At 58.1% G+C, this 16,917-nt stretch carries 19 protein-coding genes; 10 read left to right on the forward strand and 9 right to left on the reverse strand.

The window, feature by feature from the left end; all coding sequences use genetic code 11:
* The first annotated feature begins 2 nt into the window (after positions 1 to 2).
* The 6 genes from ACR0NN_RS00585 (at position 3) to ACR0NN_RS00610 (ending at position 6,195) form a co-directional block, all read left to right on the forward strand.
* The gene (locus ACR0NN_RS00585) at positions 3 to 1,115 is read left to right on the forward strand and encodes a hypothetical protein (RefSeq protein ID WP_170718686.1); all 1,113 of its coding nucleotides are present in this window, start codon (positions 3 to 5) and stop codon (positions 1,113 to 1,115) included.
* Positions 1,116 to 1,211: 96 nt separating this feature from the next.
* Positions 1,212 to 2,258: a methyltransferase domain-containing protein gene (locus ACR0NN_RS00590; protein ID WP_170718689.1), complete on the forward strand. Its 1,047-nt coding sequence runs from the start codon at positions 1,212 to 1,214 to the stop codon at positions 2,256 to 2,258.
* Positions 2,259 to 2,338: 80 nt separating this feature from the next.
* Positions 2,339 to 3,424, forward strand: a complete 1,086-nt coding sequence (locus ACR0NN_RS00595) for an ABC transporter ATP-binding protein (RefSeq protein WP_170718691.1) — start codon at positions 2,339 to 2,341, stop codon at positions 3,422 to 3,424.
* A gap of 119 nt (positions 3,425 to 3,543) precedes the next feature.
* Positions 3,544 to 4,326 (forward strand): 5'/3'-nucleotidase SurE, encoded by a 783-nt coding sequence (gene surE / locus ACR0NN_RS00600; protein ID WP_170718693.1) that lies wholly within the window; start codon positions 3,544 to 3,546, stop codon positions 4,324 to 4,326.
* Positions 4,323 to 4,973, forward strand: a complete 651-nt coding sequence (locus ACR0NN_RS00605; protein ID WP_170718695.1) for a protein-L-isoaspartate(D-aspartate) O-methyltransferase — start codon at positions 4,323 to 4,325, stop codon at positions 4,971 to 4,973. Before surE ends, ACR0NN_RS00605 begins: the two co-directional genes overlap by 4 nt.
* 58 nt (positions 4,974 to 5,031) lie before the next feature.
* A complete protein-coding gene (locus ACR0NN_RS00610; protein ID WP_170718697.1) occupies positions 5,032 to 6,195 on the forward strand; it encodes a peptidoglycan DD-metalloendopeptidase family protein in 1,164 nt (387 codons plus the stop codon).
* A 63-nt stretch (positions 6,196 to 6,258) separates the two neighbouring features.
* Here ACR0NN_RS00610 and ACR0NN_RS00615 read toward each other — a convergent pair whose 3' ends face one another.
* Positions 6,259 to 6,930 (reverse strand): helix-turn-helix transcriptional regulator, encoded by a 672-nt coding sequence (locus ACR0NN_RS00615; protein WP_480683697.1) that lies wholly within the window; start codon positions 6,928 to 6,930, stop codon positions 6,259 to 6,261.
* A gap of 21 nt (positions 6,931 to 6,951) precedes the next feature.
* Complete coding sequence (locus ACR0NN_RS00620) at positions 6,952 to 7,257, reverse strand: hypothetical protein (protein WP_170718702.1); 306 nt, start codon at positions 7,255 to 7,257, stop codon at positions 6,952 to 6,954.
* A 220-nt stretch (positions 7,258 to 7,477) separates the two neighbouring features.
* Here ACR0NN_RS00620 and ACR0NN_RS00625 point away from each other — a divergent pair, with 220 nt between their 5' ends.
* The 4 genes from ACR0NN_RS00625 to ACR0NN_RS00640 all read left to right on the forward strand — a co-directional run bounded on the left by ACR0NN_RS00625 (position 7,478) and on the right by ACR0NN_RS00640 (position 9,994).
* The gene (locus ACR0NN_RS00625) at positions 7,478 to 7,693 is read left to right on the forward strand and encodes a twin-arginine translocase TatA/TatE family subunit (protein ID WP_010440381.1); all 216 of its coding nucleotides are present in this window, start codon (positions 7,478 to 7,480) and stop codon (positions 7,691 to 7,693) included.
* A 6-nt stretch (positions 7,694 to 7,699) separates the two neighbouring features.
* Positions 7,700 to 8,158 carry a Sec-independent protein translocase protein TatB gene (gene tatB, locus ACR0NN_RS00630; RefSeq protein WP_170718705.1) on the forward strand — a complete coding sequence of 153 codons (459 nt, stop codon included), beginning with the start codon at positions 7,700 to 7,702 and terminating at the stop codon, positions 8,156 to 8,158.
* Entirely contained in the window at positions 8,155 to 9,036 is an 882-nt protein-coding gene (gene tatC, locus ACR0NN_RS00635; RefSeq protein ID WP_170718708.1) for a twin-arginine translocase subunit TatC, read from the forward strand. Before tatB ends, tatC begins: the two co-directional genes overlap by 4 nt.
* A 115-nt stretch (positions 9,037 to 9,151) precedes the next feature.
* Complete coding sequence (locus ACR0NN_RS00640; protein WP_170718710.1) at positions 9,152 to 9,994, forward strand: ATP-binding protein; 843 nt, start codon at positions 9,152 to 9,154, stop codon at positions 9,992 to 9,994.
* A 34-nt stretch (positions 9,995 to 10,028) separates the two neighbouring features.
* Here ACR0NN_RS00640 and ACR0NN_RS00645 read toward each other — a convergent pair whose 3' ends face one another.
* From ACR0NN_RS00645 to ACR0NN_RS00675, 7 genes are all read right to left on the reverse strand, one after another.
* On the reverse strand, positions 10,029 to 10,673 hold the full coding sequence (locus ACR0NN_RS00645; protein ID WP_170718712.1) for an SDR family NAD(P)-dependent oxidoreductase: 645 nt from the start codon (positions 10,671 to 10,673) through the stop codon (positions 10,029 to 10,031).
* 42 nt (positions 10,674 to 10,715) lie between these two features.
* The gene (locus ACR0NN_RS00650; protein WP_170718715.1) at positions 10,716 to 10,964 is read right to left on the reverse strand and encodes a hypothetical protein; all 249 of its coding nucleotides are present in this window, start codon (positions 10,962 to 10,964) and stop codon (positions 10,716 to 10,718) included.
* Between the two features lie 240 nt (positions 10,965 to 11,204).
* Complete coding sequence (purF, locus tag ACR0NN_RS00655) at positions 11,205 to 12,725, reverse strand: amidophosphoribosyltransferase (RefSeq protein ID WP_170718716.1); 1,521 nt, start codon at positions 12,723 to 12,725, stop codon at positions 11,205 to 11,207.
* 643 nt (positions 12,726 to 13,368) lie between these two features.
* Positions 13,369 to 13,941, reverse strand: a complete 573-nt coding sequence (locus ACR0NN_RS00660; RefSeq protein WP_170718718.1) for a CvpA family protein — start codon at positions 13,939 to 13,941, stop codon at positions 13,369 to 13,371.
* A 40-nt stretch (positions 13,942 to 13,981) separates the two neighbouring features.
* Positions 13,982 to 15,346, reverse strand: coding sequence for a DNA repair protein RadA (gene radA / locus ACR0NN_RS00665; protein WP_170718720.1), 1,365 nt, complete (start codon positions 15,344 to 15,346; stop codon positions 13,982 to 13,984).
* A gap of 121 nt (positions 15,347 to 15,467) precedes the next feature.
* Entirely contained in the window at positions 15,468 to 16,244 is a 777-nt protein-coding gene (locus ACR0NN_RS00670) for a DNA repair protein (RefSeq protein WP_170718722.1), read from the reverse strand.
* A gap of 148 nt (positions 16,245 to 16,392) precedes the next feature.
* Positions 16,393 to 16,845: a paraquat-inducible protein A gene (locus ACR0NN_RS00675; protein WP_170718724.1), complete on the reverse strand. Its 453-nt coding sequence runs from the start codon at positions 16,843 to 16,845 to the stop codon at positions 16,393 to 16,395.
* Positions 16,846 to 16,917 lie beyond the last annotated feature (72 nt).

The raw sequence follows: 16,917 nt of genomic DNA on the forward strand, positions 1-16,917 counted from the left end.
TTATGTCTCAAGGGTTTTCGCTGAAAGATCAGCTATTTAATGCGGAAAAAACGAGCTACCTCAGTGGGTTGTTCGCAGAGGCTGATCCTAGTTTCGATAGGTCTGCGTTCGAGTCTCAGGTGATCTCACGCCTGCCGGAGCTGGAATTGAAAGAGCGTATGGCCTGGATCGCGGAATGTTTGCAGCAAGCCTTTCCGGGTGATTTGCCTGTGGTTGCTCCGGTGATCCTACGCGCGCTGCCTGAGCCGCTGGATCCCAATAAAACAGATGACGATTTTGGCGATTTCATCTTTGCACCGCTGGGTGATTGGGTCGTCGCGGTTGGGCTTGATCATCCTGCGTTGGCATTGGATGTTCTGGAAGAACTGACCCAGCGATTTTCGATGGAATGGGCGATCCGCCCCTTCCTGAACCAATGCCCAGAGCTGGTATTGGAGCGGATGCACGACTGGTGTGTGCATCCCAGTTACCATGTGCGCCGTCTGGTCAGCGAAGGCACGCGGCCGCGCTTGCCCTGGGGGCAGGCGGTTGGTCTGGGCATGTCAGACCCATTGCCTTTGCTGGATCGCCTGCATGGGGATAAGACACGTTACGTTACGCGCTCGATCGCCAATCATCTTAACGACATCACAAAGAAAGAACCCGATATCGTGCTGGAGCGCCTGCATGCTTGGGGCGAGGCCGGGCAACAGGATCACGAAGAGCTGAACTGGATGACCTCACACGCGCTGCGCGGGCTCGTGAAATCGGGGCATCCGGGGGCGATGAAAGCCCTGGGGTATGATCCGGACGTCGATATCGCGGTCGAGGTTCGGGTGAACGGAGCAGCACGGATCGGGGATGCGCTGGAGTTTGAGACTGAATTGAGCGGTGTGAATGACCAACCTGTACTGGTTGATTATATTATTCATTTTCAACGGCCTGGCGGGAAAATTTCACCTAAGGTGCATAAGCTGAAACAGTCTGAGCTGAGCGATGGTCAACTGACGCTTGGCAAACGTCATAAGCTGAAGGGCAATGCGACCACGTTCAAACTAGTCCCTGGTCCGCACCGGCTGGAGATTCAGGTGAACGGTCGTGTGCGCGCAGGCGTGGATTTCGAACTGCTCGCCTGAGCGCTGTCACGGTTTCGTTAGATCGGGTGCTGGTGGATTGCGCGGTGCGACTTGCTGCACTAGCTCAAATCAACCAGTGACAAGAGGATTGCCCCGATGAAGCATGAAGCTGTGCAGAATTACTATGGCGAGGTGCTGCAAGGCAGTGCGGATTTGCAAACGAATGCCTGCTGCACTCCGGACGACATGCCAGACCACGTCAAGAGAATTTTGTCGCAGATTCATGATGATGTGCTGACACGTTACTATGGTTGCGGATTGATCGCGCCTCTGGATCTGGAAGGGATGCACATCCTTGATTTGGGCTGCGGTGCGGGGCGGGATGTCTACGCTCTGTCCGCGATGGTCGGCGAAACCGGCCGCGTTGTCGGGGTTGACATGACTCCGGAACAACTGGATGTCGCGCGTGCGCATCAGGACTTTCATGCGCAGGCTTTTGGACACGCCAAAAGCAACGTGGAGTTCCATCACGGCTATATCGAAAAGCTGGATGCGCTGAATCTTGAGCCCGGTTCGTTTGATATCATCGTCTCGAACTGCGTGATCAATCTGGCAACTGACAAGGCCGCTGTACTGCGCGGCGCGCATCGGTTGCTGAAAGAGGGCGGAGAGATGTATTTCTCAGACGTCTACTCGGACCGGCGGGTGCCCAAACACATGGCTGAGGACGAGGTGCTGTATGGCGAGTGCCTTTCGGGTGCGCTCTATTGGAATGATTTCCTGTCGATGTCGCGCGCAGCCGGGTTTGGTGATCCGCGCCGGGTCACGCATCGGCCATTGACCATCGAAAACCCGATTCTTGAGGAAAGGGTCGCGCCGCTCAGCTTTATCTCGGCCACCTACCGTTTGTTCAAATTGCCCGAACTCGAGCCTGCCTGCGAAGATTACGGCCAGGCCGTGATTTACAAGGGCACCGTGCCGCATGCGCCGCATGAATTTGTGCTGGACGATCATCACGCCATCAAGACGGGTAAAGTGTTTCCGGTTTGTGGAAACACATGGATGATGCTTCAGGACACACGGTTTGCGCGGCATTTCGAATTCATCGGTGATTTCGCCACCCACTACGGGATTTTCGAAGGATGCGGCGGGGATAGCCCTTTTGTGGTTCAAGGCGAGGCAGCCTCAACCGGGTGTTGCTGATCTCTTGCGCCTGATGGGCGGGGTTGATATCCCCGCTCAAGCCCGATGAATTTGATCGGGAAAGGCAACGGGGTCCATTGGTGACAGGTACGACAACTCCTCCTCGGCTGGAGATTCGCAATCTTGTGGCGCGCTTTGATGGGCGTGCGGTTGTAGATGACGTGTCGCTGAGCGTTCAGGCGGGGCAGGTGACCTGTCTGCTGGGGCCATCGGGTTGCGGCAAGTCGACCACCTTGCGCATGATCGCAGGGGTCGAGATGCAGACCTCGGGCGAGATCTATGTCGATGGTAAACTGATCTGCGACACGGTGTTTCGCGTGCCGCCTGAGCGGCGCGAGATTGGTCTGATGTTTCAGGATTTCGCGCTATTTCCGCACCTCAGCGTGGCAGACAATGTTGCTTTTGGCCTGAAAGGCAGCAAAGAGCAAAAGCGCGCACGGGTTGAAGAACTGCTGACCAAGGTCGACTTGATGCGCTTTATCGATGGATATCCGCATCAGTTATCAGGCGGTGAGCAGCAGCGTGTGGCTTTGGCGCGGGCTCTGGCGCCACGCCCGCGGATCATGCTGATGGACGAGCCATTCTCGGGCCTGGATAACCGTTTACGGGACGGCATCCGGGACGAGACCCTTGCCGTTCTCAAAGAAGAAGACGCAGCCGTTTTATTGGTCACGCACGAGCCGGACGAGGCGATGCGGATGGCGGACGAGATTGCGCTGATGCGGCGCGGCAAGATCGTGCAGCAAGGGGCGCCGTACAACGTCTATACCAGGCCAGCGGATAAGGCTGCGGTGGCATTCTTCAGTGATGTCAATGTGTTGAAGGCGCAGGTTAATGGCGCTTTGGCCGATACGCCGTTCGGTCGGTTTCTTGCGCCGGGCGTGCCAGATGGGACGGACGTTGAGATCGTGTTCCGACCTCAGCACGTTAAACTTGATTTTGACCGCAATGGTAAAGGACCAATGCCAACGCCCACTGATGGCGTCGCCGCCCGTGCGGTGGTAGAACGCGCGCGTTTTTTGGGCAATGAGAGCCTTGTTGAATTCCGCATGGATTACGATGGCTCGATCCTTAAGGCGACGGTTCCGAATGTTTTTGTTCCCAAAGAGGGCCGGGTCATGTGGCTGACCATCCGCCGCGACCGGTGTTTCGTGTTTCCGGCCTGATGCCTTGATCCCGTCGTTTTCGCCCAAGTGGTGCGTGAAAGCCTCAGATTGCACGCGTGCATTGCTTGTCGCAGCGCAGAGGCGGGTCTATCAAGGGCAAAATGAGGGGTGGACCGGGCATGCGAATTCTTCTGACCAATGATGACGGCATCAATGCGCCAGGGCTGATCGTGCTTGAAGCGATTGCCGCTGAGTTGGCTGGTCCGGATGGCGAGATTTGGGTGGTTGCCCCGGCCTTTGAGCAATCGGGTGTTGGCCATTGCATCAGCTACACGCACCCGATGATGGTCGCCAAATTGGGCGAGCGTCGTTATGCCGCTGAAGGATCTCCTGCAGATTGCGTCTTGGCAGGCCTGCACGACGTGATGAAAGATACACCGCCTGATCTGGTGCTGTCAGGGGTGAACCGGGGCAACAATTCGGCTGAGAATACGCTCTATTCCGGAACGATTGGCGGAGCGATGGAGGCGGCATTGCAGGGCGTGCCCGCAATTGCCCTGTCGCAATATTTCGGGCCACGCAATTTGGGGTTGGACGATCCGTTTGAGGCAGCCGCCCGCCATGGTGCGGCGCTGGTGCATCGCATTTTGGATGCAACTCCGGACGAACAGGACGATTATCGGCTGTTCTATAACGTGAACTTTCCCCCGGTTCCGGCAGACGAAGTGCTGGGTACACGGGTGGCACCACAAGGGTACCGGCGCGATACGCATTTTTCGGTTGAACCGCACAGCTCACCCTCGGGCCGCCGGTTCCTTTGGATCAAGGGCGGCTATCAGCACAACCCGACAGCACCGGGCACGGATGCGGCAGTTAATCTGGAAGGTTATATCTCGGTTACGCCCATGCGGGCTGACCTGACGGCCCACGACACGCTTGAGGCGATGAAGGTCATCGAATGACGGGACCAAGCGCCGAAACCATCATGCAATTCCTGTTCGCCCTGCGATCGCGTGGGGTGACGGATGCGCGTGTTCTGGCCGCGATGGAGCAGGTTGATCGGGGACGGTTTGTCAAAGGCCTGTTCGCAGATCGGGCGTATGAGGATACTCCGCTGCCTATTGCCTGCGGTCAGACGATCAGTCAGCCCTCGGTAGTAGGGCTGATGACGCAGGCGCTGCAGGTGCGTCCAAGAGATACGGTTCTAGAGGTTGGAACCGGTTCGGGCTATCAGGCTGCGATCCTGTCCAAGCTGGCGCGCCGAGTCTACACGGTTGAACGTCACAAGCGCCTTGTGCGCGAAACGGGTGAGCTGTTTCGCGAACTGGGGCTGACAAATGTGACCTCAATGCTGTCGGATGGCTCGTTTGGTTTGTCCGAACAGGCCCCGTTTGATCGTATCATTGTGACCGCTGCCGCCGAAGATCCTCCGGGGCCGCTCTTGGCGCAGTTGAAAATCGGCGGTATCATGGTGTTGCCGGTGGGACAGTCGGATGCGGTGCAGACCCTGATCCGGGTCACACGCACCGAAACCGGTCTGGACTACGACGAATTGTTGCCGGTCCGTTTTGTGCCCCTGCTTGAGGGGCTGGGAAAAGACGGAGCGTAAAGGTATATTCAGAGGCGCCGGAACCCCGAAAACAGGGGCAGGTGTTGAGGACAGTAAAATGAGAGCAGTTTCCAAATCCACAATGCGCCGTTGTGCAACGGGCGTGGCGGCGTTGGCAATTTTGGCCGGGTGCGAAGGACCGTTAGACTATGACCTGCGGGGAAATGTCGGCGGGTTTTCAACAACGGATGCCGCCCTTGCGGCGACCGCGAGCCGCCCGACGCCAGATGCGCGCGGCGTTATAACCTATCCCAACTATCAGGTGGCTGTGGCTCGTAACGGAGATACCGTAGGCGACGTCGCCGCCCGTATCGGCATGCCCGTGGCCGAGTTGGCTCGGTTTAACGGTTTGCAGCCCAATGACTCGCTGCGCGATGGTGAAATTCTTGCTTTGCCGCGCTCGGTTGGTGGAACAAGCAATGTCGATATCGCAACGATTGCGGGAACCGCGATTGATGAGGCCCCGGACACAGGCGGTGTGCAAACATCGACATTGGAGCCTGCGCGGCCCGCTGCAGCCCCTGCACCCGCCGCGTCTGGCCCCGAGCCGATCCGGCACAAGGTCAAGCGGGGTGAGACAGCCTATACAATTTCGCGTCTCTATCAGGTGTCTGTGGAATCCCTGGCCGAATGGAACGGGTTGGGGTCGGACTTTACCGTGCGCGAAGATCAGTACCTTCTGATCCCGGTCAAGAACCAGCCCGCACCAAGGGCTGCTGCGCCAGCAGCTTCAGCGACCGGAGTGACCCAACCGGGCGAGGGGTCACCGACGCCCACGCCGCCAAGCGCGACGCAGCCGTTGCCGGATGAAAAAGTGGCAGCCGCAACACCGGCACCCGATGTCACCGCCGAGGCACCGACCAATTCAAGCAGCTCTGCACTGGCGATACCAGTGAATGGAACGATCATCCGAACCTATAAGAAGGGCAAGAACGAGGGGATCGATATCTCTGCAGCGTCTGGCGCGCCGGTCTCTGCGGCCGAAGCAGGTACGGTTGCCGCAATCACCGCAGATGCGGATCAGGTGCCGATCATCGTGGTCAAGCATAACAGTGATTTGCTGACGGTATACGCCAACGTCGATAACATCACGGTGAAGAAGGGTGATCGGGTGCGGCGGGGGCAAAAGCTTGCGTCGCTGCGTGGGGGCGACAACGCTTATGTGCATTTTGAGGTGCGCAAAGGGTTCGAATCTGTTGATCCAGAGCCCTATCTGAAGTGATCAGAATGGCCCGTTCCGGGCCATGCCTCCGGCGGGGATATTTTTGGCCAGATGAAGGGCGGATCACCCGTGCGGGTCGTAGTCGCTCAGCCGTTTGCCGGGTTCATCTGTGAAAAGTTCAGGCAGAGGGGTGATGGTTTCGATCAGGTCGATCCGGAAGACGCGGAACCCGTCGCGGAGTTCGCACCATGCGGTCAGCGTCCAGACGCGACCCCAGTATTCCATATGAAGCGGTCGGATGGTGCGTTCGGTCAGAGCGCCGTCAATGCGACGGTAGCCGAGATGGAGTTTCTGGCGTGATTTGATCGCGGCGCGGATGGGGGCCATATGGGCCAGACCGCGCGCGGCATCGGCAAAGGGGTAGACCGCGAATTTCCAACTGTCGGCTTCGGAGATGACTTGCGTAGGCAGAACGGCGTCAATCTTTTCGGCCAGAGATTCGGCGGCGGATTTGAGATCGGGATCAGCGGCCTCGGCCACGATGGCCATGCCGAGGTTCAGTGCCTCAAGCTCGGCCGGTGTCAGGTTCAGTGGGGGCAGGGTGATCTGTTCGCGCACCATATAGCCGACGCCGCGCTCGCCCTCGACCGGGACGCCCGAAGCCACCAGCGTGTCCATGTCTCGGTATATCGTGCGGACCGACACCTCGAGCCGGTCCGCGATATCCTGCGCGCGGTGCAGTTTGCCGTCGCGCAGGATCTGGATGATGTCGAACAGACGATCAGTGCGGCGCATTCTGCGCTGCCCTGACCGCGATCAGGCGGTCATTTTCCATAGGATATGCTCGTGGCGCATCTGAACGCTGTCTGGATTGATTGCAGCCATCAAGGCAGGTGCAAAATCCTGTTGAGGGAACTTTGCTGCAACGTCTTGGGCGGCTTTCATATCTTTCCAGATTACATAATCTGTCCAACGCCCATCTTCGCCTTGGCTAAGCTGCCGGTGGGTGAAGCCCGGGGCAGCACGAACGAACGCCTCGGTGGTTTCGCTGAGTTTGACAAACTCTTCGGGCGTGGTGCCGTCGGTGAGCGTGAAGGTGACGATTTCTGCAACATGGGTCATGTGAATCTCCGTTGGTCTGGTTTCGATACCCACTGCCTAGTGCTTTCCAACTGACATAAACCTGTCAGTTGAGAAAAGCCAGTCCGGAAAAAATGCGCAGCGCCCGCAAATTTGAACCCGGATTTGGCCTGACTCACTTTTGTGATCGCTTTTGCGCGCGTAGACACGGGGGCAGATCATTTTCCCGGCGTTCTGCGCCGTCGTAGAAGGAGACAAAGATATGCTCAACAATATTGGCCTTCCGGGCATCCTGCTGATTGCTGTTGTGGTTCTGGTCCTGTTTGGACGCGGCAAGATCAGCTCGTTGATGGGTGAAGTGGGCAAAGGCATCACCTCGTTCAAGAAAGGCATCAAGGAAGGTTCGGAAGAGCTGGAACAAGACGCGTCTGAGCTGGCCAAGGACGTCACGCCTGAGACTGACAAAGACAAGGTCTGAGCCTAGATGTTTGATCTGGGCTGGACCGAGCTTCTGGTCATCGGCATCGTCGCGCTGATCGTGGTGGGGCCGAAGGACCTGCCTGTGCTGTTTCGCAATGTCGGGCGGTTCGTCGGCAAGGCGCGCGGTATGGCGCGCGAGTTCAGTACGGCGATGAACGAGGCTGCGGATGAGGCTGGCGTTAACGAGATCAAGAAGGGCTTGAATGCGGCGACCAACCCGGTCGGCTCTGCCATGGACGGGATCAACGAAGCCGCGCGCGATGTTGCAAAAAGCCTGGACCCAACCAAGTTCGACCCTGACAGTGAGACCGGCAAGCTGGCAGCCGAGCGCGCCGAACAGGCCAAAAAGATCCAAGCCACCACAGCCCGCGCCGCCGCTGAACGCAAGGCCAAAGAAGCCGCTGATGCGCTTGCCAAGGCGGAAGAGGCCGAAGCTGCGTTGAAAACCGAAAGCAAAACATGACAAAGACCGACGAGATCGAGGACAGCTCGGCCCCACTGATCGAGCATCTGGCCGAGCTGCGTACACGGCTGATCCACTGCGTTGTGGCGTTTCTGATCGGCATGATCATCTGCTTCACCGTGGCCACACCGATCTTCAACTTCCTGACACAACCTTTGTGCGAGGTGCTGACCGAGCGTGGGCAGGATTGCGGCCTGATCTTTATCTCTCCACAGGAAGGCTTCTTTGTCGCCATCAAGGTCTCACTGCTGGGCGGGTTCATTCTGGCCTTTCCCTATATCGGGATGCAGATGTGGCGGTTCGTGGCGCCGGGCTTGTACAAGTCCGAGAAGAACGCGTTTCTACCGTTCATGCTGGCCTCGCCCTTCATGTTCCTGCTGGGCGCGAGCTTTGCCTTCTATGTCGTCACACCACTGGCCTATGACTTCTTTCTTGGGTTCCAGCAGTTTGGGGCCGAAGGTGAAGCCGTTGCCGATGACGCAACCGCCGCGCCGCTGAGCGTTGTGTTCCAGGGATCGGCGCAGGAGTATCTGAACCTGACGATCAAGTTCATCGTGGCCTTTGGCCTGTGCTTTCAGCTGCCGGTTCTACTGACCCTGATGGGCAAGGCGGGTCTGGTCAGCGCCGAAGGTCTGGGCGCGGTACGCAAATATGCCGTGGTTGGCATTCTGGTGCTGGCGGCGATTGTCACTCCGCCGGACGTGATCACGCAGATTATCCTGTTTGTGGTGGTCTATGGTCTTTACGAGATTTCGATCTTCCTCGTCGCTCGTGTCGAGAAAAAGCGCGAGGAACAGCTGCGCGCCGATGGCTACTACGACGATGAAGAGGCCGAGGCCGACGCAGACATGATGCGGGATTACGAAGAAACCAAGTAATCCGATCCAAACTCAGAAAAGGCGCGTTCTGATTTGACGCGCCTTTTTCGCGTGTTGCCCTTGTTGTGCTGCTCGGAACATGTTTGAACTCCGCCGGAATATCCCGGAGGAGCCGATGGACGATCAAGCCTTGAACCGCATCGCCGACGCGCTGGAGCGCATGGCGCCCGCGCCGCTGGCCACACCCGATTTCAACGCAGCCCCGGCCTTCGTCTGGCATGTCGAGCCTGACCGGCTGGAGCCGGTCACTCAGGTCAACCGGGTTGATCTTGATCTGCTGGTGGGGATCAACCGATCGCGTGATACTCTGCTGGACAACACACGCCGCTTCGCCGCCGGCTACAAGGCTAACAACGCGCTGCTTTGGGGGGCGCGAGGGATGGGAAAGTCGAGCCTCGTCAAAGCGGTGCATGGGACATTGCAGGATGAGCATCCGTACCTGAAACTGGTCGAACTCCAACGCGAAGACATGTCGTCGGTTGCCCGTCTGCTGAACCACCTGCGCGCAGCACCACACCGGTTTATCCTGTTCTGTGACGACCTGTCGTTCAGCCATGATGACCAGCACTACAAGTCGCTCAAGGCAGTTTTGGATGGCGGCATCGAAGGCCGCCCGGAAAACGTGGTTTTCTATGCCACATCGAACCGCCGCCACCTGATGCCGCGTGATATGATCGAAAACGAACGCTCCAGCGCCATCAATCCCTCGGAGGCAGTGGAAGAAAAGGTTTCGCTTTCGGACCGTTTCGGGCTGTGGCTGGGCTTCCATCCCTGTGATCAGGACGAATACCTAGCCATGATTGATCGCTACTGCGCCGCCCATGATGTCAAGGTTGACCCCGAAACCCTGCGTGCCGAGGCTATCGAATGGCAAGCCACCCGAGGCGCGCGATCGGGTCGCGTGGCCTGGCAGTTCTTCGTCGATCTCGCCGGTCGTAACGGCGTTCACATCGGGTAACCTGCTGGAGGCTTGGCCCATCAGGGCCATCTCGTCAAAGCTGCGCCAGTATCCGCGCCGCCGCATCCGTTGTGCTGGTCAAAGCATCACGGTCTTCGCCGGGATGGAACCGTGCACGCACGGCTGTGGGCATCGGTGCAGGTTCAACAATCGATACGCGAGGGCCTGTGCGTGCGGTTTCGGCCGCCCAGCTCCGCGCCAGCGCCATCTGCGCCGCTTTGGTGGCGCCGTAGATGCCATAGAACCGCTCACCGGCCTTTGGGTCGTCGAAAAAGACCGCATGCCCGGTCTCTCCAAGCAATGGCGTGACATACGGAATCAGAACCGAAGTGGCGGTCGCATTTGTGTTGAGCGCTTTGGTCCATTCCTTGGGGTCGACAAAATGCACGGGTGTCAGGGCAGAAGTATGGACTGCCGTATGGAGCCAAAGATCCACCTTGCCCCAGCGGTCGTGAATGCCGCGGCACAGCGTTGCCATCGCATTGGGATCGGTGATGTCCATTGGGGCCAGAGTGGCCGAGCCGCCCTTGGCCTGAATGCGATCGTCCAGCTCTTCCAGCCCGCCTTGGGTGCGGGCGACTGCAACGATGTGATACTCCGGCGTAAGGGCTTCGGCCAATGCCGCGCCCAATCCACGTGAGGCCCCGGTAATCAGGGCAATTTTGGTCTGATCGGTCATGAAAGGGGTTTGAACCTGTCCGCGCAGAGCGTCAAGTCAGGATCAACCGCCGGGAATGTCGATCCGGCGGTTCTGGCCGCTTTGTCGCAGCACGATGCCCGTTTCATCAATTGCAACCACCTTGCCAGAGGCCACGCGGCTGCCCGGTTTCACTTTTCTCACTCGCCCGGAGGATAAGCGAACAAGCGCTTTTAGCTCGGCCTTGGGGCCAAAAACGCCCAGGACTGAAACCGAGTTCTTCTTGAGCGCACCCGCTTGCGTGGCTGCGCCTTTGACTGTTGTGTTTGGCATGATCTGTGGCCGGGCTTCTCGCCCGTACCCCGTTTTTGTGAGTGGTTGTGGACGTCGCGTATCACGGCATCTAAGCGGCCTGAAGTGATCCACAAGGGTGCCGCAACGTCGTAAAAATCCCAGCCCGCAAGGTATTCCACAATCAGCAGAATTCGTCGGCGGATTTTCACCGATCAGTATGACCGTCCTAGGTCAGAACCAGCAGGGTCAGCGCATCACGAATCGCGTGCTAGATACTGCTTAGCCCGAGGCCAATTTCGCCGCGTTCCACGAGCTGCCGACGACCTGCATATCCTCACGCTTTTTACTAACGCGGCTGCTGTTTTCGAGGCTGCCCAGATATTCTTCGTCGACACCTGTGACGTAGTTGCCGTCGAAACAGGAACAATCAAAGGCCTCAATCTCGGGGTTGCCTTCTTTGGCCGCCCATATCAAGTCATCCAGATGCTGATAGAACAGCGCATCCGCGCCCAGTTCTTCGCGGATTTCCTCGACCTCTTTGCCATTTGCAATCAGTTCGGTCTTGGTGGGCATGTCGATGCCGTAAACATTGGGGTATTTTACCGGCGGTGAGGCGCTGGCGATGTAGACTTTCTTTGCCCCGGCCTCGCGGCACATCTGAACGATCTTTTTGATCGTATTGCCGCGCACGATCGAGTCGTCGATCAACAGCACATTATGCCCGTCAAACTCCAGCGGCACAGCGTTCAGCTTGCGGCGCACAGATTTCTGGCGTTCGGCCTGACCGGGCATGATAAAGGTCCGACCCACATAGCGGTTTTTTACGAGCCCTTCGCGATAGGGGATGCCGGTGATCTTGGCAGCCTCAAGCGCGACGGGGCGGGCGCTGTCGGGCACTGGAATGATCCGATCAATTTCCAAACCTGAATCCTGAATTTGCTTGGCCAGCGTTTGGCCCATTCGCATCTGGGTTTTGTACACCGATACGCCATCCAGCAGCGAGTCGGGCCGTGCGAGATATACATATTCAAAAATGCAGGGAGTCAGTTTGCCTTCAACGGCCTGGAACTCGTGCATATTGCCGTCGAGATCGATTAGGATCGCCTCGCCAGGGCGCAGATCGCGCAGCTTTTCAAAGCCGTTGATGCCAAAGGCCACATCCTCGGACGCAAAGGCATAGTCATCGCCAGCACCTGGCGCTTCTCGCTTGGCGACTGAAAGCGGGCGGATTCCATAAGGGTCACGGAAGGCGAGCATACCGACACCCGCGACCAGACAGATCACGGAATAGGCACCCTGTACCCGCTCCATTGTCATTTTGACGCCAGCAAACAGGTTGCGGATCGGGTCGGCATTTCCGTTGACCTTGATCGCATCCGCCACCTTATCGGCCAGAACGTTCAGCAGCACCTCGGAATCCGAAGTCGTGCGCAAGTGGCGGCTATATTTCGCGGTGACCTTTTCGCGTTGTTCCTCGGTATTGGTGATGTTGCCGTTGTGGACGAGGTAGATGCCATAAGGCGCGTTTACGAAGAATGGCTGGGCCTCGGACGCGCTGAGCGAGCCTGCCGTGGGATAGCGGACATGGCCCATGCCGACCTTGCCCAGAATGGTCTCGGCATCACTGGCATTGAAGACGTCCTTGACCAGGCCGTTGGCCTTCTTTTCACGGAAGAATTCACCGTTGTAGGTGACAATCCCCGAGGCATCCTGACCTCGGTGCTGTAGCATCAGCAAGCCATCATAGATTTCCGCAAAGACATCATGTGTCCGGCTTGCGATCCCCAAAATCCCACACATACACGGGCTCCAATTTCTATGATTTGTTCTGGCTGCTGTTTCGGTCGGATCGGCTGCAGACGGGTATCTGTATGGCGTGTTTCAGGCCGTTTGAACGGCACATAAGCACAAGCGCATGCGCGGCAAGTGCGAAGAAAAACAGATACAGCAAGGTCGGCAGCTCCGATTCCATGTCGGTACGGCCTCCACATACTGCCTAATGTCGCGCGTGTCATCAAAGGATCACAATCGTGAATTGACGCAGGCCATATTCCTGCGTGAGCCGGGTAATTAATGACAAAATGGCCGACCTGTGCTGTCATTGTTCTCAGGCGCTAGGATCATATACGCCAGCAAGTTTGGACGGGAGGCAGCCATGTGGCAACACAAGCAGAACTCTCCAAAGGAACAGCCAGTCAAGCGGCGGTGCCATCGGTGCCGCGGGGCAGGGCGTGCGCCCTGCGAGATCTGCAAGGGCACTGGAGAAGTGATCAAGAGCCGCGATCAGTACGGTAAACCGGTTTCAAGTCGGTGTGACGGATGTTTCGGCTTGAAGACAATCAGATGCAATATCTGTGGTGGCGAAGGCTTCATTTAGCCAATACGTGCCTAAATCGAAAAAGCCCGGTCGAGACCGGGCTTTGTTTAAAAATACAGCTTTGATTCAACCTTCCGAAGCGTTGTCGGCGGTGCAGCTTGCAACCAGTGCTTCGTACTGAGAGGTCACCCAACCCAGTGCCGCCTCGGGGTTTTGTTCTTCGATCTGTCCGCTGAACTGTTCGAACACTTTGGCCGAGCGGCTTTCATCGACCATGGTGTAAGACTGGCCGGTCATCACCGTGTCGTAGACAAAGAATGCGATGGCAACCAACAGGATGCCGCGGGCGATGCCGAAGAAGAAGCCAAGCGCCTGATCCAGCCCGCCAAGCGCGGAACGCTGCACCAGCGACGAAAAGAGCGGTGTGAAGATGCTGACCACAATCAGCGCAATCGCAAATACTGCGGCAAACCCGGTAATGACCGAAAGCTCGCAGCTATCACGCAGGAATTCTCCAACCACCGGGACCTCTTTGACCAGTGGTACGGCCTGCGGTGCGAAGATGAATGCCAGAACGGCGGCGGCGACCCAGCCAGCGATCGCCAGCACTTCGCGCATGAGACCGCGCGAGTAGGCCAACAAGCCCGACAGCACGATGATCAGGGCCACAACCCCGTCAATTATTGTAAAACCTTCCATGGCCCTCGCCTGTTCGTTTACTGCCCCTCGGGGCGCGACCTTAACCTGCTCCGAAGGTTTCGCCAACAAACCCCACCAAATCAGAGGGTCGGGTGAGTGTCAGACCTGCCACAGTGCCGGTTTTGCCACCCGCCGGAGCAATTGCCGCTGTGAAACCAAGTTTTTGCGCTTCTTTCAACCTGTTTTCTGTCTGTGGGGCCGGTCTAAGTGCCCCTGATAGCGAGATTTCTCCGAAAACGACGGTGTCGGCGGGCAGGGCGGTATCTTCTCGCGCGCTCAGCAGTGCGGCGGCGACTGCGAGGTCAGCGGCGGGTTCGCTGACTTTCAGCCCTCCGGCGACGTTCAGATACACATCGAGCCCCGCGAAGGGGATGCCGCAGCGGGCTTCGAGTACTGCAAGGATCATGGCGAGCCGCCCGCTATCCCATCCCACAACCGTGCGGCGGGGTTGAGAATGAGGGGACGGGGCGACCAAAGCTTGCAGTTCGACCAGCACGGGGCGGGTGCCTTCGATGCCCGCGAATACGGCTGACCCGGGGCTGGGTGTGCCGCGTTCCGACAAGAACAGGGCCGAGGGGTTGGTGACTTGTGCCAGCCCTTTACCGGTCATCTCGAAGACGCCGATCTCATCCGCTGGACCAAAGCGGTTTTTAACGGCGCGCAGGATGCGGAACTGGTGTCCGCGTTCGCCTTCGAAATAGAGTACGGTATCGACCATATGTTCGACCACGCGCGGGCCAGCGATCTGGCCTTCTTTGGTGACATGGCCGACCATGATGATCGATACCCCATGTCGTTTCGCGAACGTGGTCAGTTCATGGGCAGCAGCCCGGACCTGACTGACCGAGCCCGGCGCGCTGTCCACATTGTCGGCCCACATGGTCTGGATCGAGTCGATTATGGCAAGGCCGGGTTTTTCCGCCTCTAGCGTCGTGAGGATGTCCCGAAGGTTGGTTTCAGCGGCCAATTGCACCGGCGACTCTTCCAGACCTAAGCGGCGCGCTCGCATCCTAACCTGCGCGCTGGCCTCTTCGCCCGAGACGTAGATGGTTTTAATTCCATTGCGCGCGAAACGCGCAGCAGCCTGAAGTAGAAGGGTCGATTTGCCGATGCCGGGGTCACCGCCCACTAGCAGCGCCGATGCAGGGACAAGGCCGCCGCCGAGGACACGATCTAGCTCTTCAACCCCGCACAAGGTGCGGGGCGGGGGTGTTTCTTCGGTCGAAAGGTCGGTGAGCGCGATGGATTGACCGCGCTTGCCGCCGAGCGATTTCTTGGCAGGTCCTGCCGAAAGCGGTGCTTCCTGAACGATAGTGTTCCATTCACCGCACGCATCGCAGCGGCCCGACCATCTAGTGTGAGAGGCCCCGCAGGCCGAGCAGGAGAAGGAGTGTGTCTTTGCCATGTCGCCCTTCGTGCCCGAGGAAGGGCGGTTCTTCAAGCCCTTGCGGGCTTTCCTCACCGCCGGTGGCGCGCCGCGTCGTCAGGCCCTTCGGGCCATCCTTCGCAGCGGGCGCTGAGAGCGCCTATTCCGCAGCGCGCGGCGGGGTCATGGCGACGACGCTGGCAGGTTTGGATTCGTCGGTCGAAGATTGCAATTGCGCCGACAGCTCGGGCAGTAGGTCAAACAATTCGTCCCTAAGGCGCACGAGCTGGGATTTGGCGATGGATTCCTCGATCTCGATATCGCGGGTCCATTGGCGCAGTTCATGCTGGATGATCTGGGCTTCTTCGATGCGCTGCTGGAATTGCTCAATCTCTTCCTGCCGTTGCTGCAGGAAGGTCCGGGCGCGCAGGACCTTGGCCTCTGAATAGGTCTCGGCGAGTTCCTGACTGATCTGGCTCATCTGAGCGGCCAGTTCCAGCACCTGCGGCTCGAGCGATTGCAGATCGGGATGGTCACGCAGAAAGGCCATTCGTTCCTTGACCGCATCGAATTCGGAGGACAGCGCAAAAGCTCCGCTGCGGTCGGCGGCATGGGCGACCTGATAGGCCCCTGCAACGTCCTGCATGTTCATTGTGAACTTCCGATGGGTATTCTCAAGCGCCATCATGCGGGCGTTCGAGGGCAGATAGAAGGCCAGCATCAGGATCAGGGCGGTCAATCCGACCTGCACGTAGATGCCCGCGTCAACTGTTGTGCCGTTGCTGAGACCGGCCTGTAAGGAAAGCCAGGGCAGGATGCCAAAGGCGGATAAAACTGTGGTTGCCACCGCGAACAATGCTGCGGCGCAGATCAGGAAAAAAGTCAGTGTTAATAATGCATTCTGAAATTGCAATGTTATTGTGTGGAGGGCGGCCATGATCGTCGTTCTCCTTCTTCAACCGGTACTGGACCGGGCCGGAAGCGGAGGAAATAACAGACTTAAGGTGATCCGCTGCGGACCCGAAAACTTTGAAACTTACTGCTCGAAATATTAAGATGATACTCAGAAATCTGTTTTCAATCAATTAGGTCTGAGGTTTTCGTGATCCAAATGTCATCTCTGTAATATGACCTAAGGTCAACGAAGCAATGATGCAGCCGGTGAACAGGTAGAGACCCCACGCGGTTTCGATCGTGGCGTAGGAGATGCCCTTGGCCAATGTGATGTAGAGCGCGATGAGGAAGATATCAGCCATGGCCAGTTTGCCGAGGATGTTGAGCGCGGGCTGCACGCGCGGGTCCAGCAGGTTCCATTGGATCAGCGCGGTGCCGATGGTTTTGATGTAGGGCGCAAACAGGGCGAAGATGGTGACGACCAGCGCGAGGAAGATGTCAGATTTCCACAAGGACTGGAGCCCGGTGATGACGCTGATTTCACTGAGGCCGAAGATCGGGAGGAGACCGGCGCGCATCAGCGGGGCGAACCACGCGATGGGGTAGAGGATCAGGAGGGATAGGGTGGCGAGGCGGAGGATCATATGTACTTTTTAGGTGTTCCGCCGCCTATCGGGCGACGCGTTTCAGTTATGTGTTAGCCTAATTCAAGAATT

The sequence above is a fragment of the Ruegeria sp. BA2 genome, from assembly GCF_056539605.1.